This window comes from Comamonas trifloxystrobinivorans (assembly GCF_043359985.1).
GTDB lineage: Bacteria > Pseudomonadota > Gammaproteobacteria > Burkholderiales > Burkholderiaceae_C > Comamonas > Comamonas trifloxystrobinivorans.
Map to the genome: position 1 here is coordinate 44,567 of NZ_JBHZGV010000011.1, position 22,952 is coordinate 67,518.

At 63.1% G+C, this 22,952-nt stretch carries 14 protein-coding genes; 4 read left to right on the forward strand and 10 right to left on the reverse strand.

Translation table 11 applies throughout. The annotated features are described in order from the left end of the window. The first annotated feature begins 19 nt into the window (after positions 1-19). Both ACFIQF_RS14545 and ACFIQF_RS14550 read left to right on the forward strand, forming a co-directional pair. Positions 20-1,114: a YeiH family protein gene (locus ACFIQF_RS14545; RefSeq protein ID WP_393943923.1), complete on the forward strand. Its 1,095-nt coding sequence runs from the start codon at positions 20-22 to the stop codon at positions 1,112-1,114. A gap of 164 nt (positions 1,115-1,278) precedes the next feature. Further along, positions 1,279-2,556, forward strand: a complete 1,278-nt coding sequence (locus ACFIQF_RS14550; RefSeq protein ID WP_393943925.1) for an O-acetylhomoserine aminocarboxypropyltransferase/cysteine synthase family protein — start codon at positions 1,279-1,281, stop codon at positions 2,554-2,556. A gap of 156 nt (positions 2,557-2,712) precedes the next feature. On the opposite strand, the gene ACFIQF_RS14555 is transcribed toward ACFIQF_RS14550, so the two are convergent. The 9 genes from ACFIQF_RS14555 to ACFIQF_RS14595 form a co-directional block, all read right to left on the reverse strand. After that, positions 2,713-3,327: an OmpW/AlkL family protein gene (locus ACFIQF_RS14555; protein WP_393943927.1), complete on the reverse strand. Its 615-nt coding sequence runs from the start codon at positions 3,325-3,327 to the stop codon at positions 2,713-2,715. A 233-nt stretch (positions 3,328-3,560) separates the two neighbouring features. After that, a complete protein-coding gene (locus tag ACFIQF_RS14560; protein WP_393943929.1) occupies positions 3,561-4,568 on the reverse strand; it encodes a DUF808 domain-containing protein in 1,008 nt (335 codons plus the stop codon). Between the two features lie 431 nt (positions 4,569-4,999). Then, the gene (locus ACFIQF_RS14565) at positions 5,000-7,198 is read right to left on the reverse strand and encodes a 3-hydroxybutyrate oligomer hydrolase family protein (RefSeq protein ID WP_393943931.1); all 2,199 of its coding nucleotides are present in this window, start codon (positions 7,196-7,198) and stop codon (positions 5,000-5,002) included. 154 nt (positions 7,199-7,352) lie between these two features. Next, positions 7,353-8,576 carry a VWA domain-containing protein gene (locus tag ACFIQF_RS14570; RefSeq protein ID WP_393943932.1) on the reverse strand — a complete coding sequence of 408 codons (1,224 nt, stop codon included), beginning with the start codon at positions 8,574-8,576 and terminating at the stop codon, positions 7,353-7,355. After that, positions 8,573-11,176, reverse strand: a complete 2,604-nt coding sequence (locus ACFIQF_RS14575; protein ID WP_393943934.1) for a DUF5682 family protein — start codon at positions 11,174-11,176, stop codon at positions 8,573-8,575. The genes ACFIQF_RS14570 and ACFIQF_RS14575 overlap by 4 nt, the downstream gene beginning before the upstream one ends. Positions 11,177-11,209: 33 nt before the next feature. After that, the gene (locus ACFIQF_RS14580) at positions 11,210-12,292 is read right to left on the reverse strand and encodes an ATP-binding protein (RefSeq protein ID WP_393943936.1); all 1,083 of its coding nucleotides are present in this window, start codon (positions 12,290-12,292) and stop codon (positions 11,210-11,212) included. A 38-nt stretch (positions 12,293-12,330) separates the two neighbouring features. After that, entirely contained in the window at positions 12,331-13,998 is a 1,668-nt protein-coding gene (locus ACFIQF_RS14585) for a DUF5691 domain-containing protein (protein ID WP_393943938.1), read from the reverse strand. Further along, entirely contained in the window at positions 13,995-15,407 is a 1,413-nt protein-coding gene (locus ACFIQF_RS14590; protein ID WP_393943940.1) for an SWIM zinc finger family protein, read from the reverse strand. Before ACFIQF_RS14590 ends, ACFIQF_RS14585 begins: the two co-directional genes overlap by 4 nt. 406 nt (positions 15,408-15,813) lie before the next feature. After that, positions 15,814-16,137 carry a hypothetical protein gene (locus ACFIQF_RS14595; RefSeq protein ID WP_393943942.1) on the reverse strand — a complete coding sequence of 108 codons (324 nt, stop codon included), beginning with the start codon at positions 16,135-16,137 and terminating at the stop codon, positions 15,814-15,816. A 183-nt stretch (positions 16,138-16,320) separates the two neighbouring features. Between ACFIQF_RS14595 and ACFIQF_RS14600 the strand changes: the two genes are divergently transcribed. Then, positions 16,321-17,229, forward strand: coding sequence for a helix-turn-helix transcriptional regulator (locus ACFIQF_RS14600; RefSeq protein WP_393943944.1), 909 nt, complete (start codon positions 16,321-16,323; stop codon positions 17,227-17,229). Positions 17,230-17,565: 336 nt separating this feature from the next. Here the strand turns inward: ACFIQF_RS14600 and purL are convergent, their stop codons facing one another. Beyond that, entirely contained in the window at positions 17,566-21,576 is a 4,011-nt protein-coding gene (gene purL, locus ACFIQF_RS14605; protein ID WP_393943946.1) for a phosphoribosylformylglycinamidine synthase, read from the reverse strand. A 181-nt stretch (positions 21,577-21,757) separates the two neighbouring features. On the opposite strand from purL, the gene map reads away from it, so the two are divergent. Next, positions 21,758-22,573 carry a type I methionyl aminopeptidase gene (gene map / locus ACFIQF_RS14610; protein ID WP_393943947.1) on the forward strand — a complete coding sequence of 272 codons (816 nt, stop codon included), beginning with the start codon at positions 21,758-21,760 and terminating at the stop codon, positions 22,571-22,573. The last annotated feature ends 379 nt before the right edge of the window (positions 22,574-22,952 follow it).

Genomic DNA, 22,952 nt, shown 5'->3' on the forward strand with positions numbered 1-22,952 from the left:
CGGCCAAGGAATCGTCACCATGTCTTCGAGCTCTTCTGTTGCCTCTTCCCCCAGCCAGCACCCGCTGCTCAGCACCGTCTGGGCCTGGCTGCCCGGCCTGCTGCTGTGCGGCGCCATCACCTGGATCGCCACCTATCTGGCCGCCATGCCCTGGTTTGCCAGCCACGGCCTCAGCGCGCTGACTGTGGCCATCGTCATCGGCATGCTCATCGGCAACACCGTCTATGGCTGGGTACAAGCACCTGCCGCTCCCGGCGTGGGCCTGGCCAAGCAGAGGCTGCTGCGCCTGGGCATCATCCTGTACGGGCTGCGCCTGACTTTTCAGGACATCGGCGACCTGGGCATCTCAGGCGTGCTGATCGACGCCGTCGTGCTGTGCAGCACCTTTGTGCTGGCGCAATGGCTGGGCCAGCGTTGGTTGGGGCTGGATGCGCGCACCGCCATCCTGGTGGGCGCAGGCAGCTCCATCTGCGGCGCTGCCGCCGTGCTGGCCACCGCACCGGTCGCCAAAGCGCGGGCCGACGACGTGGCCGTGGCCATTGCCACCGTGGTGGTGTTCGGCACCATTGGCACCTTTCTCTACCCCGCGTTCTACCAATGGAACCTGGCCACGCAGTGGGTCAGCTTGCCCGAATCTACCTACGGCCTGTGGGTGGGTTCGACCGTGCACGAAGTGGCGCAAGTCGTGGCCGCCGGCGGAGCCATCAGCCCTGCCGCAGCCGATATGGCCGTGGTAGCCAAGATGGTGCGCGTGATGATGCTGGCGCCCTTCCTCATCGCACTGTCCGCCTGGCTGGCTGCCCGCGACAGCTCGGCACCGGCTGCCAGCCATGCGGGCGACAAGCCATCGCTGCTGGCCCGTGTCACCATTCCCTGGTTTGCGCTGGGCTTTGTGGCCGTGGCCGGCATCCATTCGCTGGGCGTGATTCCGCAAAGCGCGCTGACGCTTGGCGTGCAGCTGGACAATGTGCTGCTCACCATGGCCATGGCGGCGTTGGGCCTGACCACCCATGTGCGTGCCGTCAAGGCCGCAGGCATCAAGCCTCTGCTGCTGGCTTTGATTTTGTTTGTCTGGCTCAGCGCTGGTGGCCTGGTACTCAACAGCCTGCTGTAAATCTGCTCACTCAACACCCGCCGCTGCGCCCACCTGCGCAGCGGCTTTTTTGCGCCATAAGCTCATGCGAACAATATCGTTGCCTCAGCCGCAAAACCTGTTACAACCAAAGCTTTCCCACAGAACGTCAGCGCGTTCTTACAACAACTTTGGAGCCAAGCACCATGCGCATTGAGACACTTGCCGTTCACGCCGGCTATTCGCCCGAACCCACCACCAAGGCTGTTGCCGTGCCTATCTACCAGACGGTGGCCTACGCGTTTGACAGCGCGCAGCATGGCGCCGACTTGTTCGACCTGAAGGTGCCCGGCAACATCTACACCCGCATCATGAACCCGACCACCGACGTGCTGGAAAAGCGCGTGGCGGCGCTCGAAGGCGGCATTGCGGCGCTGGCCGTGGCATCGGGCATGGCAGCCATCACCGCAGCTATCCAAACCCTGGCCGAAGCGGGCGACAACATCGTCAGCGCCAGCACCTTGTATGGCGGCACTTACAACCTGTTTGCGCACACTTTCCCGCAGCAAGGCATTGAGGTACGTTTTGCCGATCCGCGCGATCCGGCCAGCTTTGGCGCACTGATCGACGCCAAGACCAAGGCCGTTTTCATCGAGTCCATTGGCAACCCGCTCGGCAACGTAACCGACATCCGTGCGCTGGCCGATGTGGCGCACCAGCATGGCGTGCCGCTGATCGTGGACAACACCGTGCCCTCGCCTTATTTGCTGCGCCCGTTTGAGCATGGCGCCGACATTGTGGTGCACTCGCTCACCAAGTACCTTGGCGGCCACGGCACCAGTGTGGGCGGTGCCATTGTGGACAGCGGCAAATTCCCCTGGGCCGAGCACAAGGCACGCTTCAAGCGCCTGAACGAGCCGGATGTGAGCTACCACGGCGTGGTCTACACCGAAGCACTGGGCCCTGCCGCCTTCATTGGCCGCGCCCGCGTGGTGCCGCTGCGCAATATGGGCGCCGCCATCTCGCCACAAAACGCTTTCCAGATTTTGCAAGGCATCGAGACCCTGGCGCTGCGCATGGACCGCATCTGCGAAAACACGCAAAAGATTGCCGAAGCACTGCAAAAACACCCCAAGGTGGAATGGGTGCGTTACGCCGGCCTCAAAGACCACCCGGACCACGCCATTGTGCAAAAGCAATCGGGCGGCCGCGCCTCGGGCATTCTGTCCTTCAGCCTCAAAGGCAGCGAAGGCCGTGCCGCCGGCGCCCGTTTTCTGGATGCGCTGCAGCTGTTCACGCGCCTCGTCAACATTGGCGATGCCAAATCGCTGGCCACGCACCCTGCCTCCACCACGCACCGCCAGCTCGATGCGGCCGAGCTGGCCAAGGCCGGCGTGACCGAAGGCATGGTGCGCCTGTCGGTCGGCATTGAACACATTGACGACCTGCTGGCCGATCTGGACCAGGCGCTGGCCCAGGTGTAAAACCAGCACCGCTGGCGCTTGCCCGGGCAGCGCCAGCGGCTGGCTCCTTGAACATTTTTCCGGTTTGGAGCCAGAGCATCCCAACCGGGAAACAAAAACACAAAAGGCATGCTGTTGTCAGCATGCCTTTTGTTTTTGGCTAAAGCCTGTTGTGGCTTAGAAGCGGTAGCCCACGCCCACGCCCACCAGCCATGGGTCAACCTTGAACGAGCCGACCTTGGTACCGGCCGAGCGCACGTCGGTCTTGATGTAGACCTTCTTCACGTCGAAGTTCAGCGACCAGTTCTTGTCGAGTGCGTAGTCAAAGCCCACTTGCACGGCGCCGCCGAAGCTGTTCTTCTTGATCGAAGGATCCAGCGCATCACGCACGGCGGGAGCAAAGCGCACATTGGAGAAGCGCGTGTAGTTCACACCAGCGCCCACATAAGGCTTGAAAGCGCCAAAGTTGGTGAAGTGGTATTGCGCCAGCAGCGTGGGTGGCAAGTGCTTGAGCGTACCGATCTTGCCCAGGCCGTCAGCGCGCAGATCGTGCTTTTGCGGGTAGGTCAGGATCAGCTCGGCTGCGATGTTGGGCGTGAAGAAGTACGACACGTCAAACTCGGGGATGGTCTTGTTGTTGATCGACAAGCCCAGGCCGGTGGAATCCTTGTTGGCGCTATCCAGGTGCACGGCGCGTACGCGGATCATCCAGGGGCTTTGTGCCTCTTGTGCCATGGCGGCGCCAGAAGTGAAGGCGCAAACAGCGGCTGCAGCCAACATCATTTTTTTCATCGTTGATACCCTCTTGCGAAGCTGGTCGCGTGGATTGAGAAACGGTTGGATTGAGCGCCAAGCCCGGCAGCACCTTGGAAGTGTCTGCTGCCTGCGGCGAGGCGGCTATCCATGTCCGTTATCATCAACAACCGGCTTTGCAACAGACTTGATACAGATCAGTTGCCTCTGCAGCTAACGCAAAAAAGGCGGCTGGGTGTTGTCCAGCCGCCTCAGTTCTTGGAAAAAGCTTTTCAGTGTGCGCCGCCGCGCACCTTGTGCCAGGCCTCCACGCACAGCACTACCGCGCCACCAATCACCGCGCCCACCACCACGTGCACCAGCGTTGGCACCACGGCAGCCACCACGCCGCCCTGCGGCACGATGCTTTGCGCCACCCAGTGCTCGATCGGCCCGATGCCGTGCACCAGCAAGCTGCCGCCCACCATGAACATGGCCGCCGTGCCCACAATCGACAAGCCGCGCATCAGCCAAGGCGTAAAAGCAATCATGCCGCGCCCCAGAGCGCGCGCTGCTGCGCTTTGCTTGGCCATCAGCCAGCTGCCCATATCGTCCATGCGCACAATCATCGCCACCAGGCCGTAGACGAACACGGTGATCGCGACAGCCACGGCCACTAACACGGTGAACTGCTCCCACAGCGGCTTGGTAGACACGGTGCCCAATGCGATCGCCATGATCTCAGCCGACAAAATGAAATCCGTGCGCACCGCGCCAGCCACCTTGGACTTTTCGTATTCCACAGGATCGAGGTTCTTCTCGGTCGCTGCCCGCACGGACGAAGGCGCAACCCCCATCTGCTCGGCCTTTTGCACCTCGGCAATGACGTCGGCCGCCTCATGTTTTTGCTGCTTGTCGAAAAGATGCAGGATCTTTTCCACGCCTTCAAAGCACAGAAAAGCGCCGCCCACCATCAGCAGCGGCGTTATCAGCCAGGGCGCAAAAGCACTGATCAACAATGCGGCCGGCACCAGCACCACTTTGTTCTTGAGCGAACCTTTGGCCACCGCCCAGACCACCGGCAGCTCGCGATTGGCCTTGACGCCAGTCACCTGCTCGGCGTTCAGCGCCAGGTCATCGCCCAGCACGCCGGCCGTCTTTTGCATGGCCACCTTGGTTTGCGTGGCCACGTCGTCCAGAATCGCCGTGCTTTTGCCCGCCGCCGTCTTGCTCATCAGCGCCACATCGTCGAGCAAGCTCGCGATATCGTCCAGCAGCATCAATAAACCTGCACCAGCCATCCACCAACTCCTTGAAAAAAAGCTGGCAAATCATAGCGATTTCAATGCTCAGCAGCAGGGCAAAACCACGCCTGTTCTACGTTTTGTTGGATTCGGTTCACAAAACTTTATACGACGGCTGTCAACGCCTGCGCGGGTTTACCCGTTGAACACGCATCTCCACCAGGAGTTGAAAGGAAACCCGATGAACACTGTATTTGCTGTATGGCCTGAAGACGAACGTGACCGCAAGCGCGCTCCCGCCCGCCTGTGATGCACGACCTGCAGGCAAGGCGATGCCGGCAACCAAGGGCCGGAATACATCGCACCTGAGTTCACTGTAGTTACTCTTTATTTCCATCTTTGCCCCGCTCTGCGGGGCTTTGTTTTTGGCGCAGTGCCCTGCACCAAGCACACGGCACCTGGCCGCATGCTCGGTGTTCAGGTTGCACTCAGTCCGGCAAAACAATGCTGCCGCTGGCCACGGTAATGGCATCGCCCGCGCCGGCTACGGCTTTGTAGGCGGGCACGTTGCTAGCACTGATCGGGTTGGCTGCGCCTGGCGTGCCGCCGCGTGGCGTGGTGCGCACCACTTGGCTGCCCGGCAATGCGGCGCCGTTCTTCAAATGCGCCCACAGATTGTCCATGGCCTGGTTGAAGTAGCCGTGCAGCGGGACAAAGCGCGTGTCAAAGCCGCCAAAGGGCAGGAAAGCGTCGAAGTGCTGCGCGTTCGCCACTTCGATATAGCGCAGCTTGGAGCTGGCGCCTTCCACTTGCGCATTGAAAGCGGTGTAAGCCCGCGCGTTGGCGTTGACGGGAATCAGCGCATCGCTGCGGCCCGCCACGATGATGGCCGGCTTGCCGCGCAGGTTGCCGCTGACACGCACTTCCTTCATGCCCGTTTGCACGGCATCGCTTTGCGCTTTGCTGGGCACGCTGTTGGCCGATAAGGCAGCGCCCGTCAGCGGGTCCTTGCCGCTGGCCAAGGCGTATTGGCACAGCGCGTTGTCCAGCCCCAGATCGGCCTTGCCGGTGGAAGGCGACACCGCCAGCGCCCAAGAACGAGCACCACCGACCGAGTCGTTATAGATCACCGTCGCTGGCGAGCCATTGGCAGTGCCGTTGGCTACCGCCGCGCTTTGCGCCAAGGCAGTTGGCGCGGCTGCCACCACCTCACCCGTTGCATTGGCAGCGGCAAAGCTGCTGTTGCACAGGTTCGCGTCGGCAGCAAAACGGCCGTAAGCCATGGTGTACATGGCCGACAAAATAGGCCCGTTGCCCAGGCCGTAGTGCGCGTTGTGCATCTGGTCTTGCTCGCGCGCCCAGCCAAACGAATGCAGTTTGGCCAGCGCATCGGCAGCGCGTTCGGCCGTGGTGTTGCCGCTGACCAGGCCCTTGGCGGCCAGGCCATCGCAACGCGCTTCGGCGCGGGCTTTCATCGCCGTCAGGCCGATGTAGTTGAAGATCGACGTCTCGCTCAAAGCCGCTGCATCGGCCAGCGCCGCGCAAGGCTGGTAAATATTGCCCCAGGTCGTGTACTCGCCCAGCGCTTTGACCGGCCCGCTGGTTTTCTGGCTGCCTTGCTGGATGTTGAGCGATGCGCTGGCCGGGATTTGCGTCACCGGCTCGCTGGCCACAATACCGTCAATCAGACCGTCGTTGTCCAGCTCCGCCGCCCGCAGCACGGCAGCGCCGCCGTTCGAAGCCGAGCCGCCCAGCACCAGCGTATTGGCCTTGGCAAATGGCAGCGGCTCGTCCTTGCTGCCGTATTTGGCGTTCAGCACATAGAAGGCATAACGCGCTGCCACCAAGGTATCGCTGCCCCAATCCTTCTCGGGGTTTTGCTGCGAATGCGCGTGCTTGATGGCAATGCGGTTGGGGAACGCAGCGTTGTAAGCGGCCAGCGCTGCATCGCTCAAATTGGCAGCAAACTGCGCCATGGTGCCTGCCGCTTTGCGCGTGGCGCGCGAGCCGTCCACCTGGTTCACGGTGTCGTCGCTCAGGTTGTGCAAGCCAATGCCTTTGCCCGCATCGGTCAACGCCACCGCGCAGCCTTTTTTCAAGCCCCATTCGCCCGCCGTGCCGATGGCGCCGTATACGCCACGCGAGCCCGACGAGGGGCCCAACACAATACAAGGGTTGCTGGCGCTGAAGCTGTCGGGCACCAGCACTGCAATCACGGTTTGCTTGCGGCCCGAGCCATCGTCCAGCACGGCCAAGTGCTCGCTGCCAGGAATCAAACCTTCTTTGCTGGTGACAGCGCCGTCAGCGCTCACATTCGGGCCGTACAGGCTGCCATAGCCGCCGCCAGCGGTGTAATCAAGAATGCCGCGGTAGTTGGAGAACAAGGCGTTGCGGCGCAGCTCGGCCACCGTGGGGTGCGCCGGGTCGGCATAGGCCGGCGCAGCAGCCGCGCCCAGGCCGGTTTTGCCCAGGCCGCCTGTCAGCAAATCTTGCGTGGCTGCTGTGCTGCCGCTGCCGGCCACCGTGGCAGGGTAGCTGGTCTGGCTGATTTCACGAACGCCTGCGGGCAGCTCGTTCTTGGCGTCCGATCCACCACCGCCGCCGCAAGCCACCAAACTGGCCGCTGCCAGCGTGCTCAGGCTCCAGCGCATGGCGCGCAGGCGGGCGCTCTTGTTCATCTCGTGCATGTCGTCTCCTGTGTTGTTGTAGGCCGGTCAGGCACCGCCCAAAGGCAGCGCAAGCCGACCGTGCAACACTAACGACAGCGCCGTGCGGCTGCAAGCTGCACGGCGCTAGGTGAAACACCAATGCGTAACTCTACTTACGGATTTACCGGCAGCCCTACTTGCTGGTTTTGAAGCCCTGCGTGGCGGCCCACGATGCCACATCGTCGCGCCGAATAGCGGCTGCCATCAACTGCGGAAAAGCATCTGGCGTACAAGCGAAAGACGGCACGCCCAGCGCCGCCAGCTTGGCGGCGAGCTCGGCGTCGTAAGAAGGCGCGCCCTCGTCGCTGAGCGCCAGCAAGGTGATGAACTGCACGCCCGATTCCACCAACTCGTTGGCGCGGCGCAGCAAGCCTGATTCCACGCCGCCTTCGTACAAATCGGAGATCAGCACCAGGATAGTGTTGCGCGGCTCGCTGATCAGGCTCTGGCAGTAGCCAACGGCGCCATTGATATCGGTGCCACCGCCCAGTTGCACGCCAAACAGCACATCGACCGGGTCGTCCAGCTTTTCCGTCAAATCGACCACCGCCGTATCAAACACCACCAGCTTGGTTGCCACCGCCGGCAGGCTGGCCATTACCGCGCCGAAGATGCTCGAATACACCACCGAATTGGCCATGGAGCCGCTTTGGTCTATGCACAAAATTACCTCGCGCTGCGGGCGGCGAGCCTTGCGGCCGTAGCCGATCAGCGTCTGCGGCACGATGGTTTTGTACTCGGGCTGCCAATGGCGCAGATTGGCGCGGATGGTGCGGTTCCAGTCGATCTCGGCGTGGCGCGGACGGCGGTTGCGCTGGCTGCGATCCAGCGCACCGGCCACGGCAGAGCGCATGGGCTCTTCGAGCTTTTTCATCAGCTCGTCCACCACCTTGCGCACCACCAGGCGCGCCGTGGCCTTGGTGTTTTGCGGGATGACCGAGCCCAGCGAAATCAGATCCGCCACCAGGTGCACATCGGGCTGCACGTTCTCCAGCATCTCGGGCTGCAGCAACAGCTCTCGCAGCTTCAGGCGCTCCATCGCGTCGCGCTGCAAAACCTGCACCACCTGGCTCGGGAAATACTTGCGAATATCGCCCAGCCAGCGCGCCACCGAGGGCGACGAATTACCGCGTCCGCCTTTGCGCGAAGTCAGCTGCTGGTCCGGCTCATACAAAGCGGCCAGCGCCTGGTCCATCTCTTGCAGGCGGCCGCTCACGCCGCCGCAGCTTGCATCTGCCGGGCTGCCCAGCACCAGGCGCCAGCGCTGCAGGCGCGAGGTCGGTTGCAGCTCGTCGGTTAGCGCCGCAGCTTCGTTGTCTGCTGCGGCGTCATTGACAGGGTTGGCCTTGGTGTTCATGGTGTGTCCCCGGCAGGCATTGTGTGTGCCTGCTCCATCAGTGTTGGCGGCAAGTTCAGGCCCAGCAGGGCATTGAGCACAGGCAAGGCCAGCGCAGCACGCTGCTCGTCCCAAGGCGAATCCTGGTCATCACTGGCAACGGCCACCACAGCCGCGCCACCGGCGACCGGTGCGCGCTTGGCTTTCTCGCCCAGGCTTTGGCGTTCGTGGTTGCTGAAGTTGGCAAAACTGCGCCGCACCAGCGGCAGAATCTGCGCAAATTGCACCTCGCCCAGGCCGGTGAGCCAGGCGTCGACCGCGCCCCAGATCGCCTCGTCGTGCATCAGCACCAGCGCCTGCTGGTTCAGAAAACCGTCCAGCCAGGCGGCCACATCCATGGGCGCTGCGCCCAGCGAGAGATTGCGGTTGAACTGCTGCACCACCTCGGTGCTCTCCAGCAGATGCTCGTCGAGCAGCAAACGGCAAGCCATGCCGCGCAACAAAGCCGCCGCCGCATCGCCCACCGCCAAGCTGCGCAGCGCTGCACGCCAGGCGTTGACGGCCTCTTGCGCCTCGCCTTCGCCACTGCGCAAGCGCAGCGCATCGTGCGCGGCCAGTACCTTGAGCTTCATGGCCGCGGCGGCGTCTTCGTCCATTGCCATGCAAGCCACGGGCAGGCCGATGGCGGCGCGCAAAACCAGCGAATCAATCACCGTGGCCAGCAGCGCAGTATCGGTTTGCCGCACGCTGCCGTAGCGGTACACATTGGCCAGCGGCGGCAAGGCTTGCAGCAGTTGCGCCACATCGCCCGTAGTAGCGGCGCGCTCGGCCAAGGTGGCAATCAAGGCTTCGACCAATTGCGGCAGATCGGCCAACAGTGCGTCGTCTATCGCCTGCGCAATCTCGGGCAAGGCAGTCTCGGCCGTCATGCTGGCGCGCAGCTTGGCCGTGGCGGCCTGCGCCACGGTGGCACCATGCACACTGGCTTCGATAATGCGCACCGCCAGCTCGGGCTCCCACTGCATCTGCCAGCTTTCGCGGAAGGTGCCGCGGTTGCGCTGCGCATCGGCCGCCCGCACGCCCCAGCCAATGCCAAGCAGGCGCAGCCGGTGCAAAAAGTGGCTGCGCGCCAGATCGGTGTCCTTGCGCAAATCCAGCGCCAGCAACTTGCTGGCAGCCTCGGGCTTCATGCGCAGCGATTTTTGCTGCTGCTCAATATCGCGCTGCAAAGGCACTTGCGGCACATCGGCCGGCACGGCGCCCAGCACATGGCCAACGGTGAGCTCTTCGTCAATCAAACGCAGCGGCGCAGTCTCGCCCATGCAGACCACGGTGACGATGGCCTCGTTGATCTCTTCCAGGCTTGGCGTGGGCTGGCCGCGCAAAGCCGCCAGGCTTTCGGACAAGCGCGTGGCCTCGATGATGTGGGCGCTGGAGCAATCCAGGTCTTTCTCGCGCAGCAGATGCGCCACCCGCGTCAACCAGCCAGCCGTACGCAAAGTGGCCGCGCTGACCGGGTATTTCTGCGCTGCGGCAGGCTGGGGCTCGCCCTGCTCTGCGGACGCATCGGCTACCGCAGTTTCGACTGCCGCACGTTGGTAGCAGCGCCACAAATGCTCGTACCAGCCTGGCGATGTAACGCCTGCACCATAGCCGCTGCTGCTGGCCAAATTGCGGTAAGTCCACGGCGCCCAGGTGGCCAGCACCTTGGCCTTGGGCAAGCCTTTGAGCAAAGCGTTGTCGGCCTTGGCAGTGACGGATTCTTTCAAAGCCGGCACGTGCCAGGCGCCACACACCACCGCAATGCGCTGGTAGCCGGCCTTGCTCGCTTCGCGGATGCATTGGCGCATGTGCGCTTCGCGCATGGCCTCACGCTGCACATAGGCTGGGCCGCGCCAGTGCTCGCCGTCTTTGGCCAGCTCGCCGCGCACTGCCGCCATGGCTTCGCTGATGCTCTCGAACAGCGCTTCGCTGTCGCCGCGCTCTTCCACCAGGCGGTTCCACCAGCTTTCGCCATCGTCAAAACCGGCGGCGTGCGCCAGCCAGTCGAGCGGATCGCGGTGGCTGGGCATGGCGAGGTCGCTGCTGTCAGTGGCGGTGTCTGCGTTGTCGCTGGGCGCGGCATCACCTGCGGCCTCAGCGAGTTCTGCCGCTGCAGTTTCCGGCACTGTGGCTTCTACCACCTGCGCCTCAGCGGGCTCGCTGTCCTTGTCGCCAGCGCCCTCTTCGGCATCTGTTTCGGCTTCGGCGGCAATGGTCTTTTTCAAGGCCTCGCGCCGCGCCCAATCCAGCGCCATGGCGTGGGTTTGCGGCAAGTCGATAAAGCGCGTCGCCACGCCTTGGCGGCTGGCCCATTGCAGGGCTTGCCACTCGGGCGAGAACTCGGCAAACGGGTAGAAAGCGGCCTGGCTCGGCTCGTCCTGCATGTAGACGAGCATGGCCACCGGCGGCCGCAGCTCGGCGCTTTGCAGCACCGGCAGCAGCGCCTCGCCTTCGGGCGGACCTTCTACCAGCAGGCAATCGGGCTGCAATTGCTCCAGCGCTTGCAGCAGGCTGCGCGCGCAGCCCGGCCCGTGGTGGCGAATGCCAAAAAAGTGGATCGAATCAGCAGAAGTGGCCATGGGCTAAGTCAGCAATCACAAAAGGCGCAGGCTTTACAGCTGCTCGCGGCAGGCGCGGTACAGGTCTTTCCAGTCGGCGCGCTCTTTGACCACGGTTTCCAGGTATTCCTTCCACACCACGGTGTCTTGCACCGGGTCTTTGATAACAGCGCCGAGCAAACCCGAAGCCACATCACCAGCACGCAGCACGCCGTCGCCAAAATGGCCAGCCAAGGCCATGCCACTGTTGATCACCGATATGGCCTCGGCAGTCGACAGCGTGGAGCTGGGTGATTTGACGCGCACCGTCTTGCCGTCTTCGGTCTGGCCGTTGCGCAGCTCGCGGAAGATCTGCACCACGCGGCGCACTTCCTGCAACGCTGGCGGCTCGGCCGGCAATTGCAGCGCCCGGCTTTGCTCGCTGACGCGCTTGGTGACAATCTGCACCTCTTCGTCTTGCGAAGCCGGCACCGGCAGCACCACGGTGTTGAAGCGGCGCTTCAAAGCGCTGGAGAGCTCGTTCACGCCCTTGTCGCGGTTGTTGGCGGTGGCAATCACAGAGAAGCCCTGCACCGCCTGGAACTCGGTAGACAGCTCAGGCACGGGCAGTGTTTTTTCCGACAACACTGTGATCAAAGTGTCTTGCACATCGGCGGGGATGCGCGTGAGCTCTTCGATACGGGCGATTTTCCCCAGGCGCATGGCATGCACCAGCGGGCTGGGGATCAGCGCTTTTTCCGACGGGCCATGCGCCAGCAGTTGCGCGTAGTTCCAGCCGTAGCGCAGCTGCTCTTCGCTGGTGCCGGCCGTGCCCTGGATGAGCATGGTCGAATCGCCGCTGACTGCAGCCGACAAATGCTCGGACACCCAGGATTTGGCCGTGCCCGGCACGCCGTACAGCAGCAGTGCGCGGTCGGTGGCCAAGGTGGAAACGGCAATCTCCATCAGGCGCGGGTTGCCGATGTATTTGGCGCTCACCTCAAAGCCGTTGCTCAGTTGGCCGCCCATCAAGTATTGCAGCACCGCCCAGGGCGAGAGCTTCCAGTTGGGCGGGCGCGGGCGGTCGTCCGCCTTTTGCAGGGCGTCGAGTTCGTCGGCAAATTGCTGTTCGGCGTGCTGGCGTAGTACTTGGCTCATGGTGTGCTTTCGGTGGTATGCGTAAAAAACGGGGGGCTTCAGGGTTGGGTGGCGGCCTGCAAGGCCAGGCGCAAATCGACAATGCGGTTGAGCGGTGCCAGCACGCGCTCGTCGTCCCAGGGGCGCAGACGGGCGCGTTGCAGCTTGTTCTCCTGCTCGGGCGTGAGCGCAATGCCGGCAGCATCTTGCTCAGGCGCCGGGCTGAGCTCGGCCGCCTTGGCCGTGCGCCACAACTGTGCAAAGCGCGGCAAACTGGCAGTGTGCAAATTGCGGGCGCAAGCGAGCATGGCCTGGTCGGCCTGCCAGCTGTGCCAACTGCCCACCACTTGCTTGCCGCCCAGCGCCTGGTGCAAGGCATCAACCAAGGTTTCCGACAAGGCGGGCGACAGCGTTTCGGTCTCCGACAAATGGCTGTCTATGCGGTTGATGGCGTCGATCAGCGCGCCCTTGGTCTGCTGCAACTGCGCCAGCCACAGCGCATCGCGCTGCTCGGCACTCAGCTGCGAGAGCAAGGCGGGCAGCAGTGATTCGGCCCGCGCATCGCGCTCCATGCCTTGCAGCAGCGGCAGCCAGCGCACATCGTGCTGCGTGCGCAGCGCGGCCAGCCAACCTTGGCGCAGCGCGGTTTTCCAGTCGCTGCGGCGGCTCCACTCCCAGAGCTGCTCAGGCGTTTTTCCCAGTTGCTGCAGCCAAAAACTGATGGGCGCCATCTCCACCAACTGCTCCAGCCACCAGGCTTTCACGCCTTTGATGTAGGCCGGCGGCTGCAGCGTGATGCCATCGCGCTCCCAGTCTTTATTACCTTCTTCGGGCGGCTCAATCTGCCATTCGCCCTTGGCATCCTGGCTCAGCATGGCTTGCAGCCAGGTGCTAATGCGCTGGCTGTGCGCGCTGTCCGGCAAGACCGACAGCAGGCGGGCGGCGCTCTCGCGCACTTCCTTGCTGCGGTCGCTCAGCAGCTTTTCCAGCAGCGGCTCGTCGGCCAGCGACAAGCCGGTTTCCAAGCTCTGCACCATGGGTGCGCGCTCTTTGGCGTTGAGCTCTTTCAAGCTGTTTTCCAAGCGTATGCGAGCCGCTGCCGGGTCGCTCTCGCGCTCGCTCGCCAACAAAGCCACGCGCTGCTCCAGCGAACCTTCTTGCCAGATCTGCTCGGCATTGGCGGTTTCTTGCACACCGCTGGCATAGGCCCACTGCGGGTTTTGGGTGGCCAGCCAACGGCCGCGCTCGCCGAGCACCGGCGTCAACCACGCACGCAGATCAACGGACTGGCGGCCCTGGTTCAAAGCGTCCACCAGCAAGGCATGCGGCAAGCGCAAACCGGCCTGGTCCAAGGTGGCAAAGCTGGGCGCCAGCAGCTCTTGCGGGCCCTCTTGCAACAGCTCGCGCAGCAGCGCCAGCAAGCGCTCGTCTTGCGGTGCGCTGCGCGATTCGGCCGCAGGCGTGCTGGGCGGCATTAGCGGCGCACGCAACACCACTTGCGCACCCGGCACCCAGCCAGCGCGCTCCAACACGGCCGCTACCGCGCTGGCACGCAGCACTTGCGCCGCGGTGGATGCTGCCGGTTGTTGCAGCGCCGTTTGCACGGCTTGTTGCGTGGCAGGCGCGGTGCTGTCTACGCCTGTCGTAAAAATACTGGGCACAGCCAAGCGCTCGGCGCCGACCAGGCTGGACTGCTGCAAAGCCGCCCACACATTGGCATTGCTCATGACAGCTCTCCCGGGTTTTGCCAGGCCTGCGCCCAGCCTGTGCCTGATTCCGTGCTTTGCCAAGCGCTGAGCAAGCGCCAGCGCCCTATCTGCGGGCCCGGCTCCCATTCGCCAAACAAGGCCATGGGCGCGCCGCCGCTCAAGGCTTGCAACTGCCAGGCCTGCTCTTCGGCAATGGCCAGCGGCACAGGTGCCCACTGCTCGGCCCCTTGCGGCCACAAGGCCAGCCATTGGCCATCGGCAAACTGCAAACGCGCCTGGCCACACCACAGCGGCTGCACAGCTTGCAAGGGGTTGCCGGCAATGCGCTGGCTCAAGTGCTGCAGCGAATCGGCCCAGGCCGTAGCGCTCAAAAGCAGGGCCTGTGCGGCATCCAGCAGCTCAGCACCGTTGGCGGCAATGGCTCGCAGCGCGGCCTGGCCGGGATAAAAATGCAACTGGGCGCGGTAGCTCTGGCCCGGCACCCAGGCCGTTTCAAAACCGCGCCCGCCCTGGGCGTAATCGAGCAGCAGCGCCACGCGCCCGCTTTGCAAGCCTTGCAGCCAGACACGGCGCTCGGTCAGCCGGCCTTCGCGCTCGATCATGCGCAGGCCCACCACCAGCCATTCGTCGGCCAGAGCCTCGCCTTGGGCTTGCACCTCGGCCTTGTCCATGGGCCAGCCCAGCGCGGCCATGACATTGGCCTTGAGTTTGGGGCTGAGCGCATCGCGCCGCTCCACCGCGTCCACCAGCAATTGCCAGTGGCCCAGTTGCACGAGCAGATCGCGCGCCCACTGCGGGTGGCTGTCCACCAGCTCCCAGGCTTCTTTGATGCGGGCGGCCATGCCGGTGGCCTGCGCATCCACCATGCGGGCGGCCATATTGGCCCAATGCTGGCGCGCCTGGCGGTCGCCGGACTGGTTGGCCAGGCCGTTGCGCACCATGTCTTGCATCCACAGCGAGAGCTCTTGCATGCCGGCCGCAACCTTGTCCCAGCGCTTGTCTTCGCGCTTGGCCTGTTGCTTGGCCAGCACCTCGGGATCGGGCGGCGGCGCGGCGGCCAAGGCGGCGGCTTTGGCCTCTTTTTTCTCGGCTTTTTCTTGGCGGCTGCCCAGCCAGCTGCTCACCCATTCGGGCGGCTCGGCGCCTTCGCTCACCTGGCCGGCGGCGCGCAGCAGCATCAAAGCCAGGCCATGCTTGCAGGGGAACTTGCGGCTTGGGCACGAGCATTTGAAAGACGGCCCGCTCAGATCCACCTGGGTCTGGTAAGGCTTGCTGCCGCTGCCCTGGCATTCGCCCCAGGCCGCCTGCTCGTTGCAGCCCAGGCTGGGCCATTTGCCCGGCGATTGCAGCCCCTTGGCGGCCTTGGACGAAGCAGCATCGGGCGACAAAGCCAACACCTCTGCTTCGGTTGCTAGTACACGCGACACCTGGCCTCCCTCCGGTTTTGCTTATGCGCTGCCCAGGCAGCAATAGCGCGAAAGCCTACCATTGAACCGTGAGCGCCAGATGCAACAAAACTTAAAAAAGCGCCGCGCAGTTTTAATGCAGGCAAGCGCTCACTGAGAGGCCAACATACACAATGCAGATACCGCGCTTTGGCCACCTTTGGGCGCGCGCCCATTAGCCATCCATACAGCCTACGGTGGCAAAACTCTGTCCAACCAGCGACAGCAGAGAGTTGATTTTCAGCATTTGCCGAAAAATCACCAGCCGCCAAGCCTTTAAATATTTTTCAAGCCCTAATTTCAGCAACTATTTCAGTAAAAAAATCACCCAAGGCGTTTATAAAGCGCATTATTAAAAATACCAGTTTTCGCAGCGGTGCCGATGCTATCAGGGCTGACTGACAGGGTGTGGCAGTGCCGGTTGAGCGCCCAGCAAATGGATAAAGTTGAACTGCACCACCACAAAACCCTCTTGCTGCAGCAAGCGCAGCTGCCTGGCGTCTTGCACCTGCGGGTGCTGCGCGGCCAGTTGCAGCACGGCCTGCGGGCTGGCACCACGCAAGTCGGCAGCGCAGAACACCAGGCTCTCGCCTACCAAGCCGGTGGTTACCCAGCGCTGAAACAAGGCATCCACGCCTGCCAGGCAGGTGCTCTCGCTGCGCACCACATAAAAAGCGTCTCCAGCAGCGTATTTGGCAAATTTATTCTTCACGGCATTCACAGCAGTCACAATGCCTGAAATCGTAAAAATGGGGACTGACAGGAAATGTCAGCCAACATTTAACCGCTGCCATTTTTTATTATCAGAATCAGTTGATCGATAAAATAAATACGCCAGCGCTTAATCGGCATTTTTGCTCTTACAATCCGCGCCAAACATCACTTATCGGCTTGTATGGCTTCCGACACCAGCAAAAAACTCTCCGCCCGTCTGGCGGAACTGATTCGCCGCCTGTATGCCGGCGAGCAATTGCAGCGCGAGGCGCTGATAGCCGAGTTCAGCGTGAGCGAGCGCACCATCTTTCGCGATCTCGAGCGCCTGGAAGGCTGGATCGAAACCACCGAAGACTACCGCTACCAGCTCAAGCCGCACCTGCGCCAAAAGCTGCAGCCCAAGCACCTGAACAGCTTGTTCGAGCTGCTCGACATGCAAGAGCTCTTCCCCGGCAACATGCTGATGCGCCTGACCCAGCAGGTCGACGCACCCGAAGACGAATCCAGCTACCTGTTCCGCGGCCCGGCCTCCGAGATGGAAGGCGTGGACCGCAATGACGTGGCCCGCCTCGACGAAGCCGTGCAAAAGCGCCTGCTCTGCCACCTGCGCTACCGCGGCAAAACCCGCACGCTGGAGCCCTACCGCCTGGTCAACCAGCAAGGCATCTGGTACCTGGCCGCCGCCGAGGCCGGCAAGCTCAAAGCCTTTGCACTTTCGCAATGCAGCCACGTGCTGGTGGGCGACACCGCGTTTGCGCCCAAGCCCGAGCTGGTGCAAGAAATTGAGCACAGCGACGGCATCTGGTTCGGCCCCAAAACCACCGTCACCCTGCACGTCAGCGGCCTGGCCATGGACTACTTCCGCCGCCGCCAACAACTGCCGCACCAACGCATAGTGCGCGAACTGAGCAACCACCTGGTCGTCACCACCGAAGTGCGCCACCCCGAGCAACTGCTGCCCACCTTGCGCTACTGGATTCCGCACGTGCGCATCGTCGACCACCCGGACTATGCGCAGGCCCTGCAAAACAGCTTGCAGCAGTATCTGCAAGCGCTGGAGAACCAGCCGATTGATGCGGCGCTGAGTTGAGAGCCGTAACGCGGCTGACGCAGCCTGCTTGCGGTTGGCGCTGGAGCGCAAGCTGGTGCTCTGTGTTTTAGCTGGCGTTAGGCTTTTTGCTGGCCGCTGGGTTTATTGCGGTCGCGCAGCGGCGGCCACTGCTATCTCTACGAGCAAGGCTGCACTTCGCGCAGATGCCGAGGGAGGCTTGTGTTTTAACTGGCGTTTGCAATGCCACCAACGCCAGTTAAAACACATCCAGCAAGCGTCAGCAAACAACAAAAAAGCCCCACAGAGCAACCTCTGCAGGGCTTGAGCGTGGGAAGCCAGTCGCCTAGCCCGTGCGCAACACGGGTTAAACCTTGCTTATCCCAACCACTTGCGAGCGTTGCGCCACACGCGCATCCAGGGGCTGAATTCGGACTTGTCGCCCGAGGTCCAGCTCATCTGCACGTTGCGGAAGACGCGCTCGGGGTGCGGCATCATCGCGGTAAAGCGGCCGTCGGCCGTGGTGACGGCGGTCAGGCCGCCGGCTGAGCCGTTGGGGTTGAACGGGTATTGCTCGGTGGGCTGGCCGTGGTTGTCCACGTAGCGCATGGCGCCCAGCACCTTGTCTTGGTTGCCGCGGAACTTGAAGTTGGCGTAGCCCTCGCCGTGCGCCACCGCGATGGGCAGGCGCGAGCCGGCCATGCCTTGCAGGAACAGGCTGGGCGATTCGAGCACTTCGACCATGCTCAGACGCGCTTCAAAGCGGTTGCTCTGGTTTTGCGTGAAGCGCGGCCAGTCTTGCGCGCCGGGGATGATGTCGGCCAGCTCGGCAAACATCTGGCAGCCGTTGCAGACGCCCAGGCCGAAGGTGTCACTGCGGCCAAAGAACTGTTGGAACTCGGCCGACAGACGGTCGTTGAAGGTGATGGAGCGTGCCCAACCGATGCCGGCACCCAGGGTGTCGCCGTAGCTGAAGCCGCCGCAAGCCACAACGCCTGCGAAGTTCTTGAGCTGGGCGCGGCCGGTTTGCAGGTCGGTCATGTGCACGTCTACCGCTTCAAAGCCGGCTTCGGTAAAGGCGTAAGCCATTTCCACGTGCGAGTTCACGCCCTGCTCGCGCAGCACAGCCACCCGGGGCTTGGCAGCCACGTTGATGAAGGGCGCAGCCACGTTGTCTTGCGGGTCGAACGTGAGGTGCAGGTGCATGCCAGGATCGGCGGGCACGCCGGCGGCAGCGTGTTCGCTGTCGGCGCAGGCGGGGTTGTCGCGCTGCTGGGCAATCTTCCAGCTCACGGCATCCCAGACCTGGTGCAGGTCGCTCAGCGTAGCGCCGAATACCTTCTTGGCGTCGCGCCACACTTGCAGCTCGCCCTTGCCCATGTCCATGGCAGACGATTCGGGGCGGGTTTTGCCGATGATGTGGCTGCAGGTGGCCAGGCCGTGTTCGCGCAGGGTTTGCATGACGGCATCGCGGTCGGCGGTTTTGATTTGCAGCACGGCGCCCAGCTCTTCGTTGAAGAGCGCGCGCAGGGTCAGGTCTTCGCGGCGGCCGGCCACTTGTTCGCCCCAGTTCTTGCCTTCGCCGCTGTCCATGCGGCTGTCGCTGATGCCGTCGCCTTCGGTGACGAGCATGTCCACGTTCAGCGCTACGCCCACATGGCCGGCAAAGGCCATTTCGGCCACGGTGGCCAGCAGGCCGCCGTCGCCCTTGTCGTGGTAGGCCAGAATCTGGCCCTTGGCGCGCAAGGCGTTGACAGCGTCAACCAGAGCGATCAGGTCTTGCGCCTGGTCCAGATCCGGCGTTTCGTTGCCACTTTGGTTCAGCACCTGGCCCAGGATGGAGCCGCCCATGCGCATCTTGCCGCGTGCCAGATCGACCAGCACCAGGGTGGTGTCGTCTTCGCTGGCGTTGAGCTGCGGAGTGAGCGTGCTGCGCACGTCGTCGATGCTGGCAAAGCCGGTGATGATCAGGCTGACGGGCGAGGTGACCTTTTTGGTGACGCCGTTCTCAGCCCATTGCGTGCGCATGGACAAGCTGTCTTTGCCCACGGGAATGGAGATGTTCAGCGCCGGGCACAGTTCCATGCCCACGGCCTTGACGGTGGCGTAGAGCGCCGCGTCTTCACCGGCTTCGCCGCAAGCGGCCATCCAGTTGGCGGACATTTTTACCTTGCTCAGCTCGATGGGCGCCGCCAGCATGTTGGTAATGGCTTCGGCCACGGCCATGCGGCCCGATGCAGGCGCGTTGATGGCAGCCAGCGGCGTGCGCTCGCCCATGGCCATGGCCTCGCCGGCAAAGCCTTTGTAATCGGCCAGCGTGACGGCCACATCGGCCACCGGCACTTGCCAGGGGCCGACCATCTGGTCGCGGTGCGTGAGGCCGCCCACGGCGCGGTCGCCAATGGTGATGAGGAAGCGCTTGGAGGCCACGGTGGGGTGCGCCAGCACTTCGATCACGGCTTTTTCCAGCGGTACGCCGGTCAGGTCGATCGCGGGCAGCTCGCGCTGCACGGTCTTCACGTCTTTGTGCATTTTGGGCGGTTTGCCCAGCAGCACGTTCATCGGCATGTCAACCGGGAATTTCTGGTCGCCCGAGGCGACGGCCGTGTCTTCCAACACCAGCTCGCGCTCTTCGGTGGCGGTGCCGATGACGGCAAACGGGCAGCGCTCGCGCTCGCAGAATGCGGTGAACTCGGCCAGCGACTCAGGGGCAATCGCCAGCACGTAGCGCTCTTGCGATTCGTTGGACCAAATTTCCTTTGGCGCCAGGCCTGACTCTTCGAGGTTGACCTTGCGCAGATCGAAACGTGCGCCACGGCCTGCGTCGTTGGTCAGCTCGGGGAAGGCGTTGGACAGGCCGCCCGCACCCACGTCGTGGATGGCCAGAATCGGGTTCTTCTCGCCCTGCTGCCAGCAGTGGTTGATGACTTCTTGCGCACGGCGCTCAATCTCGGGGTTGCCGCGCTGGACCGAGTCAAAATCCAGTTCAGCTGCGTTGGTGCCGCTGGCCATGGAACTGGCCGCGCCGCCGCCCATGCCGATGCGCATGCCGGGGCCGCCCAGCTGGATCAGCAAGGTGCCGGCGGGGAAGAGAATTTTCTTGGTCTGCTCAGCGTCGATCACGCCCAGACCGCCAGCGATCATGATGGGCTTGTGGTAGCCGCGGGTGATGTCACCCACTTGCTGTTCGTATTCGCGGAAGTAACCCGTCAGGCTCGGGCGGCCGAATTCGTTGTTGAAAGCGGCGCCGCCCAGCGGGCCTTCGATCATGATTTGCAGCGGGCTGGCAATGTGCTCGGGCTTGCCCACTTCGCTGCCCCAAAGTTTGGAGACGGTGAAGCCCGTCAGGCCGGCCTTGGGCTTGGAGCCGCGGCCAGTGGCGCCTTCGTCGCGGATTTCGCCGCCATTGCCAGTGGAAGCGCCAGGGAAAGGCGAGATGGCCGTGGGGTGGTTGTGCGTTTCCACCTTCATCAGCACATGGTTGGTGGCGCTGGTTTTTTGGTAGCTGGGCGAGACGGCTTCGCCGCCATTGGCGTTGAACTGCGCCACAAAGCGCTCGACCTGGTGGCCTTCCATGATGGAGGCGTTGTCGGAGTAAGCCACCACGGTATGCTGGGGCGAGACGGCTTCGGTGTTGCGGATCATGCCGAACAGCGATTTGTCTTGCGCCACGCCGTCAATGGTGAAGTTGGCGTTGAAGATTTTGTGGCGGCAGTGCTCGGAGTTGGCCTGCGCGAACATCATCAGCTCCACATCGGTCGGGTTGCGCTTCAAGCCATTGAAAGCGTTGACGAGGTAATCAATCTCATCATCGGCCAGCGCCAAGCCCCACTGCTTGTTGGCTTTTTCCAGCGCTGCGCGGCCACCGCCCAGCACGTCGACAAACTCCATCGGTGCAGCTTGCAGCGCGGAGAACAGTTGCTCAGCCTCGGCACGGGTGGCGAAGACCGATTCGGTCATGCGGTCGTGCAGCAAGGCGGCAATTTGCGCGGTTTGCTCGGCGTTCAGCTCAGGCGTGCCGCCCAGCAGGCCGGATTTGAGGCTGACGCGGTATTCGGTGATGCGCTCAACACGGAACACATCGAGGCCGCAGTTGCGCGCAATGTCGGTGGCCTTGGAGGCCCAGGGCGAGATGGTGCCCATGCGGGGTGTGACCACAAAAGCCTGGCCTTCGTCCTTGCCTTCAAACGGGTCGCCATAGGTGAGCAAGGCAGCCACGCGCTCGGCTTGGGCAGCGCTGAGGGGCTTGTCGGTAGCCACCAGATGCACAAAACGGGCAGCAATGCCCGTTATTTTTGGATGGATCGCCGTCAATGCGGTCAGCAGTTGTTGGGCGCGGAAGGAGCTGAGGGCGTTTCCGCCGGCGAGCTGGGTCAGGTGCAGTGTCACGTGGCAGCCTATGTGGATCTAGGAGGATGGAGAAAAGCACACATGCGCCTTGGCCACCGCCACGGGCGGGCCGTGGCAAGCAGGTCAAGGGGTGGGTTAACCCGGGATTCTACTGTGCCTGCCCCCACCCGGTAGCCGTGCGGCCAACATGCCAATCGGGGCGGTGGGATAATTGCCCGCTATGACTATCAAAATCAATACCGAAGAAGACATTGCCCAGATGCGCATCGCAGGCCGCCTGGCCTCGGAGGTTTTGGACTACATCACCCCCCACATCCAGCCCGGCATCACCACCAAGCAGATCGATCTGCTGTGCGCCGAGGCCATGGAAAAGCAAGGCACCAAGTCCGCCTGCATCGGCTACCAGCCACCGGGCATGACGCCCTACCCGGCCTATGTCTGCACCTCGGTGAACCACGTGGTCTGCCACGGCATTCCCAATGACAAGCCTTTGAAGAAGGGCGACATCGTCAACGTGGACGTGACCATCATCACGCCCGAAGGCTATTTTGGCGACAACAGCCGCATGTTCGTCATCGGCGACGGCACCATCGCCGGCAAGCGCCTGTGCAAGCTGACCTACGAGGCCATGTGGCACGGCATTCAGCAGGTCAAAAACGGCGCCCACCTGGGCGATATCGGCCACGCGATCCAGAAGTTTGCCGAAGGCAATGGCCTGTCGGTGGTGCGCGAGTATTGCGGCCACGGCATCGGCAAGGTGTTCCACGACGAGCCCCAGGTGCTGCACTACGGCCGCCCCGGCACCGGCGTGGAGCTGAAGACCGGCATGATCTTCACCATCGAACCCATGCTGAACCTGGGCAAGAAGGACATCAAGGATCTGGGCAGCGACGGCTGGACCGTCATCACCAAGGACCACAGCCTGTCGGCCCAATGGGAGCTGGAAGTGCTGGTGACCGATACCGGCTACGAGGTGCTGACCCTGTCCGAAGGCTCGCCCGCCCTGCCCGATTTTGTGACGACGACCAAGTGCTAAGCCCCAGCAAGCACTGAGCGCCAGCCCAACAAAGCGACCTGCGGGTCGCTTTTTTACGTCTGCACCCAAAGCCCAACGGCACCGTAGCGTTTACCGGCTGTTGGCTGTTGAGGATGTCCCACAACCCCTTTCAGCCAGCGCAGGTTGCCGCGAAAGATTCGCCTCGCGAAGCTTTCGGGGACGCTGGATGTAGGGCACGTTTCTTTGCTTACTTTCTTCTGGGCCGGCACACCGGACGTGCAGCAAGAAAGTCGGTCGCCTGCCGGGGCGAGACCCGGCCAGCTGCAGCAAGCAATTTGCACAACGCCAGTTGAACACCGCCCCACTAACTTCTGCACAAACCGCAGATAACCCACCCACGATTCCGCAAAGCACCCCC